We start from the raw sequence: 17,280 nt of genomic DNA, 5'->3' as shown, positions 1-17,280 counted from the left end.
TGCTGTCCGAACTTGCCGCATCACTTGGAACAGTCTGCATAGGCCTTTTCGATCCGTTGCAACATCGGTGACGGTCCGAATTGGACAATGATCTGTCGCGCTTTGCCCAGATGGACGCGTGCCAGATCACGTTTCTTGCGCGCCGCATAGAGAAGTCCCAGCAACATTTCACAGCGCCCGACATAGTGGCCATCCGCATCGTATTGCGGGTTTTCGCGCACTTTTTCGACCAGCCTTGCAACAGTCTTTTCACCCGAAAGCATGATCCTGAGAATGCTGCGGCGATTGCGCCAAAGCACCCCAAGCGACGCATCCCCTTCGCCGAACAGAACAGAGAGGTAGAGTTCACAGAGATAAAACCGCACCAGATCGGCGGACCCCACACGGCCTGCCGCGTCGTGCCCTGCGATGATCGCCTCAAGGTCTTTGACGGCTTCGTCGATGTCGCCTTGAATCGCACGCGCGATGGCCAGTGTCGGTTCTGGTCCGGTCAGGATCAGTTGCAACCCGCGTGACCTGCACGAGTCGACAAATGCGGCGACGTCCGGTGCCGCCTCAAGTTTGCCCGACGGGATCAGCGCCCCGAACCGAGCGGCGCTGGCGATGCTCTTTTCGAATTCCACGCGGCTGAACTCATGCGCCAGTTCGGAAAGCTGCAGCGCAGTCGCGTAATCATCCGAAAGCATTGCGATCAATGCCAGCATTGCCGTGCCATAGCCAAGCGCCCGCGGATCGTTGGTCGCGTGGCCGTGAGCAATCATTTTTTCGGCTTCCAAGCGCGCATCATTCACGCGGCCGCGGGTCATGGCATCCCACCCCATGTGCGCCCGGTGGAAATTGTCCAAGTACGGATCGTCCACTTCCGCCAACAACGCATCTATTCTTTGCCGGGCCTCGGCAAATATCGCATTTGACTTGGGAGCGGCGTAAATGGAAATCGCAAGCTCGGTCACACGTCCATATGCATCGCTTACCGGGTCATCCAGGCGGTTTGAGATTTCAACCAGTTCGCAGGCCGCGCGATACCCGTCCGGGAACCGCCCATTCCAGGTCAGAGCAATGGAAAAGTGATGCATGAATATGGCCCGGGCGCGACTGTCACCAACGCGTTGGAATATCGGCAAGGCCTCATCCGCGAGCGACAAAAGTGAATTGATCTTGAGCGACAGATCAAGGCAGCGGGCGTAATCGGCCAGGAATTCGCCAAGCGCGGCATCCTCGATCACATCCGGGTTCTTGTGGTATGCGTCAAAAGCCGCGACAAACGCGTTTTCCGCCTCTCCGAGGGAAAACACGCGCATGCTGCGACGGCCGGCCCGCACCGAATAGTAAAAAGCCCGTTCCGTACATTTGGTCAGTCCGAAGTGATAGGCCAGTTGCGCCGCCGCTTCGCCCGGCCTTTCTCCACTTCGCTTCTCGATGCTTTCGGCGATCTTCAGGTGCAGCGCCTCGCGCTGGTCGTTGAGCAACGTGTCATAGACGCAATCCTGCAAAAGCGCGTGTTTGAATACATATTCCGTCGCGCCATCCTTTTCCTCTTGGCGCAGCATGTCCAATGCGGAAAGAGCGTGAAGTGATCCGCGCACCCCGGCAGGGTCATCCATCACAAGGTCCAGCAGGCCGGTATCAAACCGCCGTCCAATTGCGGACGCCACCTGCAAAAGCCTGCGCTGATCGGGCGTCAACCCATCGACGCGGGCGGCAAGCAGAACCGTGACACTAGTGGGCAGGGTTGCCGCACCTGCTGTCGTGTCAAAAGTCGCCTTGCCGTCGGTAACGATCAGCGCCCCGGTCTCAAGCAGGAATTGCACGATCTCTTCGGCAAACAGCGGGTTGCCACCAGAGCGCTCGGCCAACTGCCTTTCAAGGTCCGCCGGGATTTCAGGCACATCAAGCCGCTCTGCCACGAAGTCCCCAATTTCCTTCTCGCCGAGGGGCCGCAGGCGGATTTGGCGGCAACTTGGGCAGTCTTCCCATGACATCGGATAACCGGTTCGCCGGGTATGAATGATAAGAAGGTTCGAGACCGCCTCGTTCTCGATGATGCGTTCCAGCAGATTTGCCGAGGCCTGGTCAATCCAATGGATGTCTTCCATCACCATAATGACCGGACCGGACTTGCAGGATTCCTCAAGCAAGGCTTGCAGAAGATCACGAGTGCGCAGACCGATCAGGACGCTATCCAGCCGCTGCAGCGGTTCAGATGGCGCCTTGAGACCAAGAAAGTTCAGAAGCAGCGCCTGATTTTCGGCGGACGCCAGCCCGGATGCCTTGAGACCGGCAGAAAGGTGTGACGCGATCTCTTTTTGGGACATCGTTTCGCGGATTCCGAATGCTGCGCGCACGATCATCTCGAACGGCAAAAAGGCCGTGTCCCCCCCGTCAGCGGCGCATTGGCCAAGGAACACCCGTGGTTCTTCCGGTTGAATGCGCTCAAGAAACTCATGCACCAGCCGAGACTTCCCGGACCCCGGTTCGGCGACGACATCCACCACGACATGCCCTTTCTTCGAGTCGCGATGCGCCGTCAGAATTGTGTCCAGTTCGCTATCTCGTCCCACAAAAAGGCTGAGACCACGGGCGCGGGAGGCATCGAACCGCGTCGCCCCCGGCACAATGGACTTCAATTTCCACAGGGTTTGCGGCTTGGTGATCCCGGATATGGTCTTGACCCCGAAATGCTCTACCTCGGCCAGCCCAGCAAGCATGCTGCGCGTGGTATCGCAAATCAGTGTATTTCCCGCACCGGCCAGCCCCTCAATCCGTGATGCCAGGTTAACCGTGTGTCCAATCAGCGTGGGCGACGACCCGTCATCATCCATAAGAGCAACAATTGCATGACCGGTGCTAATTCCGACCCGCATGCTGGGTAATATGCCGAACCTCTCCCGCAATGCAGCCGCCTGCCGGTCAAACTCTTCATGCACGGCCAAGGCTGCGTGACTGGCGTTCAGCGCCGGGTTTTCATGCCGTTCAGAAAGGCCGAAAATCCCCATTATGCTGTCGCCGCCAAACCCGCTGACCCGACCACCCTCTGCATGCACAGCATTGCATAGGAAGTCGTAGATCTCGCGTGTTAACGAAAGCGCCTCTTCTGGGTCGAGGGGTTCAAGCGCAGCAGTATAGCCCACCATGTCGGCAAACATGACCGACACATGCCGTCGCTGCTCCATGGCCGATGACGGCGCTGTCTCAGGGGCTGGCCTCGACGCTGATGGCATGCATTAAACTTTACAAATTCAACAGCATCTGGAGAAGGGTTTGTTTGTGTCAGGTCATCTGCACCTTGGCTGGAAGGGTGAAAAACGGGGTGCGAGGGGGCCGCAACAGCACCAACGCTCAACCAGGGATTGTTCGGCCCGGCATTTTATGACCTTGCGCAGATATTCCGCGCAAGGTCTGGCAGGCCTGCAGGCCGTCTAGACCGCCTGCATCTGCGCCGATGGCGTGGATTGCGATATCTCGCGCTCCTCTTCGGTCATCTCCTCGGCGATGCCATCAAACAACGGTGTTGAAAGATACCGCTCGCCCGTATCCGGCAACATGACCAGGATCGACGCCCCTTCCGGGGCCGTTTCCGCAACTTTCATTGCCGCGGCAAAGGTCGCACCCGCAGAAATGCCAACGAAAATCCCTTCTTCGGCGGCCAGTCGACGGGACCATTCGATGCCCTCCGGCCCAGGCACTTTGACAAGTTCGTCATAAAACCCGTTATCAATGCTCTCCTGAAGGACAAAAGGAATGAAATCCGGCGTCCAGCCCTGAATTGGATGCGGCTCAAACGACGGGTGGCTTTCCAGCGGCTGGTTGTTGGCATTTCGCTTGTTGACGTATCCCGAGGTTACAATTGCTGCGTTGGCGGGTTCCGCCAGGATGATTTTCGTATCGGGGCGTTCTTTTCGAAGCACACGCGCCACGCCGGTGACGGTTCCACCGGTGCCATAACCGGTCACCCAGTAATCGAGCGACGCCCCCTCGAAATCCGCCAGGATTTCGCGCGCAGTTGTTTTTTCATGAACGTCGGCATTGGCTGCCGTCTCGAACTGACTGGCCAAGAACCAACCGTTTTCTTCCGCCAGTTCCTTGGCTTTGGTGTACATTCCAAACCCTTTGAGTTCCCGCGGGGTCAACACCACCTTTGCCCCGAGAAACCGCATCAGTTTCCGCCGCTCAACAGAAAAACTGTCCGCCATCGTCACCACAAGCGGATAGCCCTTGGCCGCGCAGACCATCGCCAGTCCGATCCCGGTATTGCCCGACGTTGCCTCGACCACGGTCTGCCCCGGTTTGAGCGTTCCGTTCTTTTCCGCCGTTTCGATGATACTCAGCGCCAAACGATCTTTCACGGAACCTGCCGGGTTGAACGCTTCCATTTTGACATAGACCGAAACGTGGTCAGGCGCGATCCGATTGACACGTACGACGGGCGTATTGCCGATCGTGTCAAGAATACTGTCAAAGCGACAAGTGCGGCCGTTGGTTGAAATAATGGACATCGTGTCCCCCTCATAAATTCGGTTTCAATAAAACAGTCAGCCCAAATTGGGCTTAACGCAAGCACGACTGCCGAACACTAGCACAGTCCCAACAACTTCGCGGTGAAAAGCTTTTGGGCAGGTGCTGCCAGACGAATTCGAACCAGTCTCTACAAGGACAGTATCACTGTCCCTATCCCGCGCAGAGACTGCGCCACTCAGCGAGAGCGGCGGCGCGGTTGAGCTAGAATGTTGATCTTGAGTAGAGGCTGCGTTCTGAATTGAAGAGGTTGTAGATTGAAGCATGGACGGCGGCGAATTTCTGTAGACGTCGCATGCGCCTGAAACGCAACATTGCCCGCTCCCTTCGTCGAAAAGGTAAGTGCCGGTGCTGTCAGACAGCTTCGAACTAGTCCCAGCCCGGACAGGATTACTGCCCTTTATTCAGCACAAAGTTGGCGCCGCTCGGCAAGAGCTGCAGAACGGTTCAACTTGAAACTTGGTCTGGAATGAAGGCTACGGTCCGAATTGAAAAGGTTGAGAACAGATGCGTGGACGGAGACGAATTTCTGCAGACTTCGCAATCGTCGAAAGCCTTTCATCGCCCGTTCTCGTCGTCGAAATGGCAGATGAGAATTCTCGGCCCGATTGTTCTGCCAGCGCCCAGTTTCCTGCCGACGTACGTTGCCAATTTCCTTCATCGCAGCACCGTAGGACCGGAGCCCATCAGTCACGATCGCTTTCGGTCGGCCATACCTACGCATTGATTTCTTGAGGAATTTCAATGCAGCTTGCTTATCACGAGCCTTCGTGACAAAACTTTCCAGCACTTCGCCCTCGTGATCGACAGCTCGCCACAAGCAGTGCCGCTCGCCGTTGATCTTCACAAACAACTTGTCCAGGTGCCACTTCCAGTTTGAATAGTGCCGCATCGATTGCGATCGTTTCCTGCGAATTTCAGAGGCGATTTTCGGCCCAAACCTCTGCCACTAAAAACGGACAGACTCGTAGCTCACGTCGATGCCGCGCTCATGCAACAGTTCTTCGACATTGCGAAGTGATAATGGAAACCGGACATACTTCATCACCGCAAGGCGGATGATCTCGGGTGAAGTGCGAAAGTAGCGGAACGGCGATCGATTGGTCATTGCCGGACGCCATGTCAGCACCTTGCACGCTGTGACCTGAGTTCCTTTGACAGCGCCGTTGTGGCGGAGACGAAGGGATTCGAACCCTCGAAACGGTTTCCCGTTTACTCCCTTAGCAGGGGAGCGCCTTCGACCACTCGGCCACGTCTCCGCTGACCCGTCTATCAGGGGGGGCGCTGGAAGAACAAGAGCAAAAACGCAACTTTTTCGCGGGCATGGCCATCGTTGAAGCAGAAAGCAAAACGCCCCGCGGCGGCGGGGCGCTGCGGGGCGTTAGAAACGGGCCTGGCACAGGTCAGGTATTGAACAGGAAGTGCATCACGTCGCCATCCTTGACGACATAGCCTTTTCCTTCGGCGCGCATCTTGCCGGCTTCCTTGGCACCCTGCTCACCACCACAAGCGACGAAGTCGTCATAGGCGATGGTTTCGGCGCGGATGAAGCCCTTTTCGAAGTCACCGTGGATCACCCCAGCCGCCTGAGGCGCGCTCGTGCCTTTGCGGATGGTCCAGGCGCGGGCCTCTTTCGGGCCGACGGTGAAATAGGTCTCTAGCTGCAACAATTCGTAGCCCGCCTTGATCAGCCGGTCGAGCCCCGCTTCTTTCAGCCCCATCTCGTCGAGGAACATCGCCGCCTCGTCGTCTTCAAGCTGGCTGATCTCTTCCTCGATCTGGGCCGAGATGATCACATGTGCGTTGCCCTGGGCGGCGGCCATTTCCGCAACCTTGGCGGAGTGTTCATTGCCGTCTGCCGCCTCGGATTCGCCGACGTTGCAGACAAACAGCACCGGCTTCGTGGTCAGAAGTTGCAGCATCTTCCAGGCGCGGGCGTCTTCGGCATCCACGTCGACCACGCGGGCAGGCTGTCCGTTTTCCAGTGCGGCTTGGGCGGCGGCCAGCAGGCGATCCTGCTGCTGGGCTTCCTTGTCATTGCCCTTCAGCTTGCGCACGAGGTTGGCGCGGCGCTTCTCGATCGACTCGAGATCGGCCAGCATCAGTTCCGTTTCGATTGTTTCGGCGTCGGCCACCGGATCAACGCGGCCCTCGACGTGAGTGACGTCGCCATCCTCGAAGCAGCGCAGCACATGGGCGATGGCGTCGACCTCGCGGATATTGGCCAGAAACTGGTTGCCCAGGCCCTCGCCCTTGGAGGCGCCCTTCACCAGGCCCGCGATATCGACAAAAGTCATGCGGGTCGGGATAATCTGCTTGGACTGGGCGATCTCGGCCAGCTTGTCGAGCCGCGCATCCGGCACGCCGACCTCGCCCACGTTGGGTTCGATGGTGCAGAAGGGGAAATTCGCGGCCTGCGCCGCCGCGGTGCGCGTGAGCGCGTTGAACAGGGTGGACTTGCCCACATTCGGCAGCCCGACGATACCCATCTTGAAACCCATTTCGGCCTCCTGTCACAATACCGGGCTGCTTCTAGGGACAGTTTGGGACAGGCGCAAGGCGCGTGTTAGGCTGCTGAGAGGAGGATTTCCCAATGGCTTTCATTCCCTATCTCAATTTCGACGGCAATTGCGCCGAGGCGATGCAATTCTATGCCGATCTGTTTGGCGCGACCGAGGTGCAGATATTGCGTTTCTCTGACGCGCCTTCGACCGAGGGCATGCCGCCCTCGGACCGGGTGATGTATTCCCACATCATGCTGGGCGAGTTCTGCCTGATGGGATCGGACTACCCGCCCGGAATGGAAGCGCGGCCGCAAGAGTCGGTTTCGGTCAACCACCCTGTTGCCAATGTGGAGGGCGGACAGGCGCTGTTTGACAGGCTGGCCGAAGGAGGCCAGGTCACGATGCCTTTTGCCGCCACATTCTTTTCCCCCGGCTTCGGAATGGTGCGGGATCGGTTCGGCACCAACTGGATGATCGGAGTTCCCGGCGAATAGCATTAGCGCGCAGCATTGAGGGCATTGATTTTCCGGCCCGAAACGGGCAATCCCGTGCCGACCAAGTGAAAAGGGATCGCCATGACTCGTATCGACGCCAAATTCGCCGCGCTGAAGGACCAGGGCAAGAAAGGCTTTGTCGCCTATGTCATGGCGGGCGATCCCGATTTCGACACCTCGCTCGAGATCGTGAAGGGTCTGCCGGGGGCGGGTGTGGACGTTATCGAACTGGGCCTGCCCTTCACCGATCCGATGGCGGATGGGCCGACGATCCAGAAGGCGGGTCAACGGGCGTTGGATGGCGGGATGACGCTGAAGAAGACGCTGGCGCTGGCGACCGAGTTCCGCAAGGGCGACGACACCACGCCGATCGTGTTGATGGGCTATTACAACCCGATCTATTCTCATGGAGTCGAGACATTCCTCACCGACGCCAAGGCCGCCGGGATCGACGGGCTGATCGTCGTGGACCTGCCGCCCGAGGAAGATGACGAACTGTGCCTGCCTGCGCAGGCGGCGGGGATGAACTTCATCCGCCTTGCGACGCCGACCACCGATGACCGCCGACTGCCCAAAGTGTTGGAGAACACGTCGGGCTTTGTCTATTACGTCTCGATCACCGGAATCACCGGGTCCGCCGAGGCGCAGGCCACCGATGTCGGCCCGGAAGTTGCACGGATCAAGGCCAAGACAGACCTGCCGGTGATTGTCGGTTTCGGCATCAATTCACCTGAAAAGTCCCAGGCCATCGCCAGTGTCGCAGATGGGGCCGTGGTCGGGTCGGCGATTGTCGGCAAGATCGCCGAGGGCAAACCCGTGGCCGAGGTGCTGGACTTTGTCAAAACCCTCGCGGACGGCGCGCACCGGGCCTGACCCTGCCGGGAACTGTCACGGGCATCAACCAAGAATGCCCGGCCAGTTTGCCATGCCCTTCTTGATGTTGCCGGGCACGTCCTGAAGCCAAAGTTCCCGCGCCCGCAGACTGAAATTCAAATAGAGGCGATCCTCGTGGATCGTCCATGCCTCGGGCACGGTGGGGGCAAGATAGCCCTTTGACGCCGCAAACGCGCAATAGCCGCCAAAGACCGGGGCATATGCCTCGGGTTTTTCCGAAAACTTGGCCGCATTTTCGGCGTTGGCAAAATGCCAATCAGCGCCGTTCCACATGACCTTGTGGTTTGCCGACCCCGCCACGGGTTTACCTTCCGTGAAGTAGGCCACCGGGTCGGTGCCGTTGATCGCGACCGGGTTCTGAAACACTTCGGGTTCCCGCGCCAGCGCAGCCGTTGGCGCCAGCGTGCTTGCCACGGGTGCCAGCGTCATCAAGGCAAGTGTTTTGCGTCGTGTCAGCATCTCATCTCCTCCAGATTGCTGCCTCACCCTACGCGCCATTTCCGCCCCTGTGACCCCGCCTGACCGGACTGTGATCGGCCCGTGATCGGGCTTGTGAACATGCCGGGGCCTTGTGGCGACGGGCCGCACCCTGCCGGCGCGATGCGTCGATTTTCAATATTGCCCAAACACCCCCTTATTGGTAAAGAACCCTTACCAATACGAGGGATTTCTGAGCCATGGCGGTCATTACCTGCATCGACGACCTGAAGACCATCTACCAGCGCCGCACACCGCGCATGTTCTTTGACTATTGCGAAAGCGGAAGCTGGACGGAGCAGACCTTCCGCGAGAACACGTCGGACTTCGACAAGCTTTACCTGCGCCAGCGCGTTGCGGTGGATATGTCGGACCGCACCACCAAGACCCAGATGATCGGACAGGATGTGGCGATGCCGGTGGCGCTGGCCCCAGTTGGGTCTACCGGGATGCAGCACCCGGACGGCGAAATTCACGCCGCCCGCGCCGCCGAGAAATTCGGCGTGCCCTATACCCTTTCGACCATGTCGGTCTGCTCGGTTGAGGCAGTGGCGGAGGCCACGACCAAACCGTTCTGGTTCCAGCTTTATGTCATGCGTGACAAGGATTTCACCCGCCGCATGATCCAGCGCGCCAAGGACGCGGGCTGTACGGCTCTGGTGCTGACTTTGGACCTTCAGCTTCTGGGGCAACGTCACAAGGACCTGAAAAACGGCCTCAGCGTGCCGCTGCGCCCGACCCTTGGCAATATTGTCGACCTCGCCACCAAATGGCGCTGGATCGCGGGGATGGCCAAGACCAAAAACCGGACTTTTGGCAACATCGTCGGCCATATCGATGGCATCACCGACATGTCATCCCTGTCGGTCTGGGCGGCCGAGAGTTTTGACCTCCAGCTTGACTGGGATGACGTCAAGGAGATCAAGGAGATGTGGGGCGGCCCACTGATCCTGAAAGGCATCCTTGATGCCGATGACGCGAAGATGGCGCTAAACGTCGGCGCGGACGCAATCGTGGTCTCGAACCACGGCGGACGGCAGTTGGACGGCGCGGTCAGCTCGATCAGCGCCCTGCCCAGCATCATGGATGCGGTTGGCGACAAGATCGAGGTCCATCTGGACAGCGGCATCCGCTCGGGCCAGGACGTGCTGAAGGCCCTGTCTCTGGGCGCCAAGGGCACGTTCATTGGCCGCGCCTATATCTATGGGCTTGGCGCGGATGGCGAAGCCGGTGTCACCAAGGCGCTGGAGGTGATTCACAAGGAACTGGATTACTCGATGGCGCTGTGTGGCAAGCGCGACATCAATGATGTCGACCGCGATATCCTGTTGATGCCCGAGGGGTTCGGCGGCGGCTGGCAGTCGTAAAGCCCGCCCCACGAAAGCCTTTTGACTTCTCCTGTCCCGCCGGGCCATAGTTCCGGCGGGCAGAAAACAGGTCATTCGTGCAGGTCTATTTCAAACAGAATCTGGCCTTTCTCTCGGTTCCCAAGACGGGCACCACGGCTTATGAACAGGCGTTGCGGAAATATGCCGACATTGTTTTCACCAAACGGGTGAAGCACATGACTGTTGGCAAGTACCACACTCGCTTTGCGCCGTTTTTGGAAAAGTCCTTTGGTCAACGCCCTGAACGTCTGGCCGTAATGCGCGACCCGATCGAGCAGATCCGAAGCTGGTATCGCTATCGCAGCGCCGAACGGCTGGGTCGGGGACGGAAATCCACTGGCGGGCTCAGCTTTGACGAATTCGTGCTGGACGTGATCTCGGACAGGCCGCCCGCCTATGCCGGGATCGGCAGCCAGTTCAAGTTCCTGTCGATCCGCGACGGCAGCGTTCCGGTGCATCACCTGTTCCTGTATGAAAACCAGCCCCTTTTGCGCGAATTTCTGGAAGACCGTTTCGAGGACGAAATCACGTTCAAAGAGCGAAACGTCTCGCCCACGGTGGATGCGCCACTGTCCAGAGACGTCGAGAAAAAGCTGCGCGCCGCGCGTCCCGAGGAATTCGCACTATATGCGCGGATACAGGATGCCGGGGGCGTTCTCCGGCAGGATTTCTGACGTCACATTCCGCTGGCGGCGCGGATTCGAGCCACCTGCCCGCAGCACAGGCGCAAATAGGGGCGAATCCCTCTTGGCAATTGTGCCGGAACGCGCTATTGGCGCGGCTTCACGCGGGGTTACAGCCTTGGAGGAACCCTGCCCTATCTATTGGAGTATTCAAAATGGCTGGTCAGATTCCTGATCTTCACGCCGAAGCACGTACGGGGACAGGCAAGGGCGCCGCTCGTCAGGCACGTCGCGACGGTTTTGTTCCTGGTGTTGTCTACGGTGGTGAAGCCGAACCGCAAGCGATCCAGATCCCCTTCAACGTCCTGCTGAAAAAGCTGAAGGAAGGCCGCTTCCTGTCGACCCTGTTCAACCTCAAGGTTGAAGGCCAGGACGACGTGCGCGTGATCTGCCGCGGCGTTCAGCGCGATGTCGTGAAGGACCTTCCGACCCACATCGACCTGCTGCGCCTGCGCCGCACCTCGAAGATCAACCTCTTCATCCACGTTGAGTTCATCAACGAAGAGCAGGCCCCCGGCATCAAGAAGGGTGGCGTTCTGACCGTTGTGCGCCCCGATATCGAGCTGCGCGTGACTGCCGGTGACATCCCCGAGAAGATCGTCGTCGATCTGGCCGGTCTGGATGTCGGCGACGTCATCACCATCAGCGATGTGACCCTTCCGGAAGGCGCCAAGCCGACCATCGACCGTGACTTCGTGATCGCCAACATCTCGGCTCCGTCGAGCCTGCGTTCGTCGGATGATGACGCCGACGAGGGCGAAGCAGCCGAAGCACCGGCAGAAGAGGCAGCAGCAGAGGAATAATCCTCTCGCGTCTTTTTCGAACGTTTTGAAACGCGGCCCTCCAGGGGTCGCGTTTTTTCGTTTTCGGCACGGCAATTGATTCCTTCGGCGCACGCCCCTAGAACCGTGCCATCAGGCGCAGCGAAACGGATGGCACATGAAACTCTTTGTCGGCCTGGGCAATCCCGGCACGAAATACGCAGGCAACCGGCACAATATCGGCTTCATGGCGTTGGACCGGATCGCGGATGATCACGGCTTTGCCCCGTGGCGTGGCAAGTTCCAGGGATCGCTGACCGAGGGGCGGCTGGGCACGGAAAAGGTGCTGCTGCTGAAACCCGAGACCTTCATGAACCTCTCGGGCCAATCCGTGGGAGAAGCGATGCGGTTCTACAAGCTCACGCCAGAAGACGTGGTGGTGTTTCACGACGAACTCGATCTGGCGCCGGGCAAGTTGCGGGTGAAGCAGGGCGGCGGTCATGCTGGCCACAATGGCTTGCGCTCGATCCATCAGCATATCGGCGAGGCTTATGGCCGCGTGCGCATCGGCATTGGGCATCCGGGCCGCAAGGATCTGGTGTCGCATTACGTCCTCCACGATTTTCACAAGGCGGATCAGGATTGGCTTGAGGACCTGTTGCGCGGCATCTCGGACGGCGCGGCGCAGCTGGCGGCGGGTGACACAGGCAAGTTCATGAACGCCGTTTCATTGCGCACTGCCCCGCCCCGGTCATCGAAAACGCCTGCCGCAAAATCGGCGGAGGCACCACAAACTGAGCCCGATCCGAAACCAGACGACCGCTCGGCCCTGCAAAAGCTGGTGGACAAGTTCCGGTGAGTGCGGTCCTGCGCGACGCCTTCCGTGAACAGGCGGGACATTGTGCAGCGCTGGACAGTCCCTTCATGGCGCGGCTGCTGACCCTTCTCGCCGGTGACTGGCCGGAAGACACCAAGCTTTCACGGAAACTGACGGGGTTCCCCGGCGATATCGGTCCGATGGGCGCGTCGCTGCCGCTGCGGGTGGCAGGAGGGTTACATGCGCTGCACTTGCAGGGGATCGACCCCGACCTGTCGGCGGTCTACCCGCCCGCCAATCCGCCCGAAGATCTGTTCCGTTCCGCCATTATCTACGCTCTATATGCCCATGACACCTTTCTGACGGACTGGGTCACGCACGCCCCCCAGACCAACGAGCTGCGCCGTGCCGCCGCCCTGATCGCGGGTACACGCCTGCTGACCACGGCCTTCGATCTGCCAATACGGGTGTCAGAACTGGGGGCCAGCGCCGGTCTGAACCTGATGTTCGATCAGTTCGCGCTTGAGACGTCGCAAGAGCGTTTGGGGCCTGACACCTCGACTTTGACCCTGTCGCCGGACTGGACCGGGCCCCTGCCAGAAGGCCCGGCATCCCGGATCATTGAACGGCGCGGCGTCGACCTGAATCCGCTGAACCCGCGCTCAGAGGACGGGCGACTGCGCCTCATGGCCTATCTCTGGCCCGATCAGGTCGACCGGCTCGCCCGCACCCGCGCCGCCATCGCCGCCCATGACGCCGAGGTCGACAAAGGCGATGCGATTGACTGGCTGGCGGGACGGCTTGAACATGAGCCGGGACGAATGCACCTGATCTATCACACGATTGCATGGCAGTATTTTCCCGCCGAAGCCCAGAAACACGGAACCTCGCTGATCGAAGCGGCAGGCAAGCGCGCGACTGATGATGCACCGTTGGCATGGCTCAGGATGGAAGGTGATGACGCGATACCGGGCGCAGCACTGGACCTGCGTCTTTGGCCTGGAGATCGCCATATCCAACTGGGTCGAATCGATTTCCACGGTCGCTGGATCAACTGGACGGGCCCTTTTACCCTTACGTAACGCTTGCCCGACGAAATCCCTTGCGCTCTGATGCCGTTTCAAAGGGAGGATTTCATGCGCACGTTTGGAAAATGGCTTGGCCGTATCCTGTTGATACTGGTGGTGGTTGTGGCCGCCCTTGGCATCTGGAAACGGGAACAGATCACCCGGTTGATGGCGGTGAACACCCTATTTTCCGAAGACAAGATCGTGACCAACTTTTCCAACATGAGCGCCGCTTTCCTGACCCGAGAGGTGGCGCGCGGCGATGGCCCCGTGTCTGACCTGCCTGACGGAACCGCGATCACCTTGCCGGAAGAGGCCGCGAAATGGCTTGAAGACCGATCCGTCACCGCGCTGGTGGTCCTGAAAGACGGGCAGATGGTGCATGAAAGCTATTACAAAGACACCGCCGACACCGACCTGCGCATTTCCTGGTCGGTCGCCAAAAGCTTTCTTTCGGCGTTGATGGGCGTTGTCGTGGAGGAAGGGCATATCGCATCGCTGGACGATCCGGTCACCAAATACGCTCCGCTTTTAAAAGGCAGCGCCTATGACGGCGCGACAATCCGCAACGTTTTGCGCATGTCCTCGGGCGTGACCTTTGACGAGGACTATCTCGACCCGTGGTCCGATATCAACAAGATGGGCTATGTGCTGGCGCTTGGCGGCTCGATGGATGGGTTCGCCGCTGGCCTCTCGGAAACCTTCACGGCGCCGGGAAGCCAGTGGCAGTATGTGTCGATCGATACCCACGTGATCGGCATGGTCATTCGCGGCGCGACCGGGCGGGATGTGGCGTCTTTGCTCTCCGAAAAGATCATTCAGCCGCTGGGTTTCGAACAGAGCCCTTATTACGTGACCGATGGCAATGGCGTCGCCTTCGTGCTGGGCGGTCTCAATATCCGCACCCGCGATTATGCCCGCTTTGGCCAGATGTTCCTGCAGAACGGCGTCTATGACGGGAAACAGGTCGTCCCCGCCGACTGGGTCGCCGAAAGCACCACTGCAAGCGCCAAAACGAAACCGGGCGACCTGCAATATGGCTATCAATGGTGGATGCCGCGCGATGCCCGTCCCGAGGAATTCTTTGGCATCGGGGTCTATGGCCAGTATGTTTATGTCAACCGCCCGCTTGGGGTGGTTATCGCGATGAACTCGGCCGACCGAAAGTTCAAAGAAGACGGGGTCACCGACGCCAATATCGCGATGTTCCGCAAGATTGCCGAGGTCGCGACCAAAGGAGAGTGAACATGATCGAACCGGCCCCCTCAATCAACGTTCTGGGTGAGCCGCTTCAGATCTGCTCGACCAACCCGCTGACCGGGTTCTTCCGCGACGGCCATTGCAACACCTGCGCCGAAGATACCGGCGCGCACACCGTCTGTGCCATCATGACAGCAGAGTTCCTGGCCTATTCGAAATATGTCGGCAACGACCTGTCGACCCCGCGCCCAGAGATGCACTTTGCAGGGTTGAAGCCGGGTGACCAGTGGTGCCTGTGTGCCGCGCGTTTCCTGCAAGCCCATGACGAGGGCTGCGCACCCAAAGTCAATCTGGCCGCCACACATCGCCGTACGCTGGACGTCGTGCCAATGCGGATTTTGAAGGACTATGCTGCATAAAGAAGGGGCACTTACCGCGCCCCTTCTTTCTTGCCCAATTACTTCTGACGGCGGCATCTGCCACCAAAAAACTATCAGTCGCTTTCTTCCATGTCGAAGCCCAGGTGACGGGCAACGGTGAAGATGTCCTTGTCGCCCCGGCCACACATGTTCATCACGATGATATGGTCCTTGGGCAGATCCGGTGCGATCTTCATCACATGGGCCAGCGCATGGCTGGGTTCCAGCGCGGGGATGATCCCCTCCTGCTGACAACAGAACTGGAACGCTTCCAGCGCCTCCTTGTCGGTGATCGAGACATATTGCGCGCGGCCGATATCATGCAGCCAGGCGTGTTCCGGCCCGATACCAGGATAATCCAGCCCCGCCGAAATCGAGAAACCCTCAAGGATCTGGCCGTCGTCGTCCTGCAACAGGTAGGTCCGATTGCCGTGCAACACGCCCGGGCGACCGCCGGTAAGCGAGGCACAATGCTCCATCTTCATGTCCACACCTTTGCCGCCGGCTTCGACACCGATGATGTTCACCGACGGGTCGTCGAGGAAGGGATAGAACAGGCCCATGGCATTCGACCCACCGCCGATCGCGGCAATCACCGTGTCAGGCAGACGCCCCTCGCCTTCCTGCTCGGCCAGTTGCCAGCGCACTTCCTTGCCGATGATCGACTGGAAGTCGCGTACCATGGCCGGATAGGGATGCGGACCGGCCACGGTGCCGATGCAATAGAACGTGTCGCGCACATTGGTTACCCAGTCGCGCAGCGCGTCGTTCATCGCATCTTTCAGCGTGCCGCGCCCGGACGTCACCGGCACCACCTCGGCTCCCAGCAGACGCATGCGGAACACGTTGGGGGCCTGACGCTCGACGTCATGGGCGCCCATGTAGACCACGCATTTCAACCCGAACCGGGCGCAGACCGTGGCGGTGGCGACGCCGTGCTGCCCAGCGCCGGTTTCGGCAATAATCCGGGTCTTGCCCATGCGCCGCGCAAGGATGATCTGACCAAGCACGTTGTTGATCTTGTGCGCGCCGGTGTGGTTCAGTTCGTCCCGCTTGAGATATATCTTGGCACCACCCAGCGCCTCGGTCAGGCGGGGCGCATAGTAAAGCGGACTTGGACGACCGACGTAGTGCTGCCAGAGGTCGTCCATTTCGGCCCAGAACGAGTCATCCGTCTTGGCCTTTTCATATTCGGCCTCAAGGTCAAGGATCAGCGGCATCAGCGTCTCACTCACGAACCGCCCGCCGAAAATCCCGAAGCGGCCCTTTTCGTCCGGGCCACTCATGAAACTGTTGAAAAGATCGTTCGCCATATCTTTGTCCGCCTTTGTCTGCGCCCACTGTGCTTACGGCTCGCGCACATGATTTTCTAGCGATTTATAGCCGCAAGAGGCACTTTCCAGAAAGTTTATCGCCCAGTTGCCGCCGCTACGAAACGCGCGATCATGTCCCGGTCCTTGATCCCCGGCGCGCTTTCCACGCCCGAGGCCACATCGACCTGCCGCGCCCCTGTCATGCGCACCGCGTCGGCGACGTTTTCGGGCGTCAGGCCACCGGCCAGCATCCAGGGCTTGGGCCAGTATTTGCGGTTCACAAGCCGCCAGTCAAAGGTCAGTCCGTTTCCGCCGGGCAGAATCGCATTCTTGGGCGGTTTGGCATCCACCAGAAGCTGGTCCGCGACAGCGGCATAGGTCGCAATCTGGGCAAGGTCGCTTTCCTCGGCAATTCCGATCGCCTTCATCACCGGCAAGCCATAGCGATCACGGACCTCGGCCACACGTTCAGGCGTTTCCGAGCCATGCAATTGCAACATGTCCAACGGCACCTCGCCTGTAATCCGGTCAAGGGTCTCGTCATCGGCGTTCACCACCAGCGCGACCTTTGCCAGTCCTACGGGGGCCGCCAGCGCCAGTTCTCGCGCCACGTCAACATCAACAAAACGCGGCGACTTGGGAAAGAAATTCAACCCGGCGTAATGCGCGCCCGCCTCGGCGACGGCCTCGACCTGCTCCACCGTGGTCAGACCGCAAATCTTGACGCGTATTTCCATGGTGCCCCCAA

15 protein-coding genes, 1 tRNA gene and 2 pseudogenes are annotated in these 17,280 nt (G+C 59.6%); 9 read left to right on the top strand and 9 right to left on the bottom strand.

Annotated elements, in window-relative coordinates:
* Positions 1-20: 20 nt before the first annotated feature.
* From JQ863_RS06220 to ychF, 6 genes and pseudogenes are all read right to left on the bottom strand, one after another.
* Positions 21-3,173: an ATP-binding protein gene (locus JQ863_RS06220; protein WP_204113442.1), complete on the bottom strand. Its 3,153-nt coding sequence runs from the start codon at positions 3,171-3,173 to the stop codon at positions 21-23.
* Positions 3,174-3,419: 246 nt separating this feature from the next.
* The gene (gene cysK / locus JQ863_RS06215) at positions 3,420-4,496 is read right to left on the bottom strand and encodes a cysteine synthase A (RefSeq protein ID WP_204113441.1); all 1,077 of its coding nucleotides are present in this window, start codon (positions 4,494-4,496) and stop codon (positions 3,420-3,422) included.
* Between the two features lie 223 nt (positions 4,497-4,719).
* Positions 4,720-4,869 (bottom strand): annotated as a pseudogene (locus tag JQ863_RS19430) (IS6 family transposase); the annotation flags it as partial.
* A 46-nt stretch (positions 4,870-4,915) separates the two neighbouring features.
* A pseudogene (locus tag JQ863_RS06210) lies at positions 4,916-5,623 on the bottom strand (IS6 family transposase).
* 61 nt (positions 5,624-5,684) lie between these two features.
* Positions 5,685-5,774: transfer RNA gene (locus tag JQ863_RS06205), tRNA-Ser, on the bottom strand.
* A 144-nt stretch (positions 5,775-5,918) separates the two neighbouring features.
* Positions 5,919-7,016, bottom strand: coding sequence for a redox-regulated ATPase YchF (gene ychF, locus JQ863_RS06200; RefSeq protein ID WP_204113440.1), 1,098 nt, complete (start codon positions 7,014-7,016; stop codon positions 5,919-5,921).
* A 92-nt stretch (positions 7,017-7,108) separates the two neighbouring features.
* Here ychF and JQ863_RS06195 point away from each other — a divergent pair, with 92 nt between their 5' ends.
* Complete coding sequence (locus JQ863_RS06195; protein ID WP_204113439.1) at positions 7,109-7,513, top strand: VOC family protein; 405 nt, start codon at positions 7,109-7,111, stop codon at positions 7,511-7,513.
* Positions 7,514-7,594: 81 nt separating this feature from the next.
* Positions 7,595-8,386, top strand: a complete 792-nt coding sequence (trpA, locus tag JQ863_RS06190) for a tryptophan synthase subunit alpha (protein WP_204113438.1) — start codon at positions 7,595-7,597, stop codon at positions 8,384-8,386.
* 24 nt (positions 8,387-8,410) lie between these two features.
* On the opposite strand, the gene JQ863_RS06185 is transcribed toward trpA, so the two are convergent.
* Positions 8,411-8,866: a YHS domain-containing (seleno)protein gene (locus JQ863_RS06185; protein WP_204113437.1), complete on the bottom strand. Its 456-nt coding sequence runs from the start codon at positions 8,864-8,866 to the stop codon at positions 8,411-8,413.
* 218 nt (positions 8,867-9,084) lie between these two features.
* On the opposite strand from JQ863_RS06185, the gene JQ863_RS06180 reads away from it, so the two are divergent.
* From JQ863_RS06180 to JQ863_RS06150, 7 genes are all read left to right on the top strand, one after another.
* Positions 9,085-10,251 carry an alpha-hydroxy acid oxidase gene (locus JQ863_RS06180; protein ID WP_204113436.1) on the top strand — a complete coding sequence of 389 codons (1,167 nt, stop codon included), beginning with the start codon at positions 9,085-9,087 and terminating at the stop codon, positions 10,249-10,251.
* Between the two features lie 77 nt (positions 10,252-10,328).
* Positions 10,329-10,946 (top strand): hypothetical protein, encoded by a 618-nt coding sequence (locus JQ863_RS06175; RefSeq protein WP_204113435.1) that lies wholly within the window; start codon positions 10,329-10,331, stop codon positions 10,944-10,946.
* 164 nt (positions 10,947-11,110) lie between these two features.
* Positions 11,111-11,758, top strand: coding sequence for a 50S ribosomal protein L25/general stress protein Ctc (locus JQ863_RS06170; protein WP_204113434.1), 648 nt, complete (start codon positions 11,111-11,113; stop codon positions 11,756-11,758).
* Positions 11,759-11,894: 136 nt separating this feature from the next.
* Positions 11,895-12,575 (top strand): aminoacyl-tRNA hydrolase, encoded by a 681-nt coding sequence (gene pth / locus JQ863_RS06165; protein ID WP_204113433.1) that lies wholly within the window; start codon positions 11,895-11,897, stop codon positions 12,573-12,575.
* Positions 12,572-13,615 (top strand): DUF2332 family protein, encoded by a 1,044-nt coding sequence (locus JQ863_RS06160; protein WP_204113432.1) that lies wholly within the window; start codon positions 12,572-12,574, stop codon positions 13,613-13,615. Before pth ends, JQ863_RS06160 begins: the two co-directional genes overlap by 4 nt.
* Positions 13,616-13,669: 54 nt before the next feature.
* Complete coding sequence (locus JQ863_RS06155) at positions 13,670-14,845, top strand: serine hydrolase domain-containing protein (RefSeq protein WP_204113431.1); 1,176 nt, start codon at positions 13,670-13,672, stop codon at positions 14,843-14,845.
* Between the two features lie 2 nt (positions 14,846-14,847).
* Positions 14,848-15,219 carry a DUF2237 family protein gene (locus tag JQ863_RS06150; protein WP_204113430.1) on the top strand — a complete coding sequence of 124 codons (372 nt, stop codon included), beginning with the start codon at positions 14,848-14,850 and terminating at the stop codon, positions 15,217-15,219.
* A gap of 74 nt (positions 15,220-15,293) precedes the next feature.
* Here the strand turns inward: JQ863_RS06150 and trpB are convergent, their stop codons facing one another.
* The gene (trpB, locus tag JQ863_RS06145; protein ID WP_204113429.1) at positions 15,294-16,532 is read right to left on the bottom strand and encodes a tryptophan synthase subunit beta; all 1,239 of its coding nucleotides are present in this window, start codon (positions 16,530-16,532) and stop codon (positions 15,294-15,296) included.
* A gap of 95 nt (positions 16,533-16,627) precedes the next feature.
* A complete protein-coding gene (locus JQ863_RS06140) occupies positions 16,628-17,269 on the bottom strand; it encodes a phosphoribosylanthranilate isomerase (protein ID WP_204113428.1) in 642 nt (213 codons plus the stop codon).
* Positions 17,270-17,280: the final 11 nt, after the last annotated feature.

It is taken from the genome of Shimia biformata, from assembly GCF_016888515.1.
Taxonomy (GTDB): domain Bacteria; phylum Pseudomonadota; class Alphaproteobacteria; order Rhodobacterales; family Rhodobacteraceae; genus Shimia_A; species Shimia_A biformata.
Note: the sequence above shows the minus strand (reverse complement) of the source record. Positions and strands in the feature narration are given on the sequence as shown.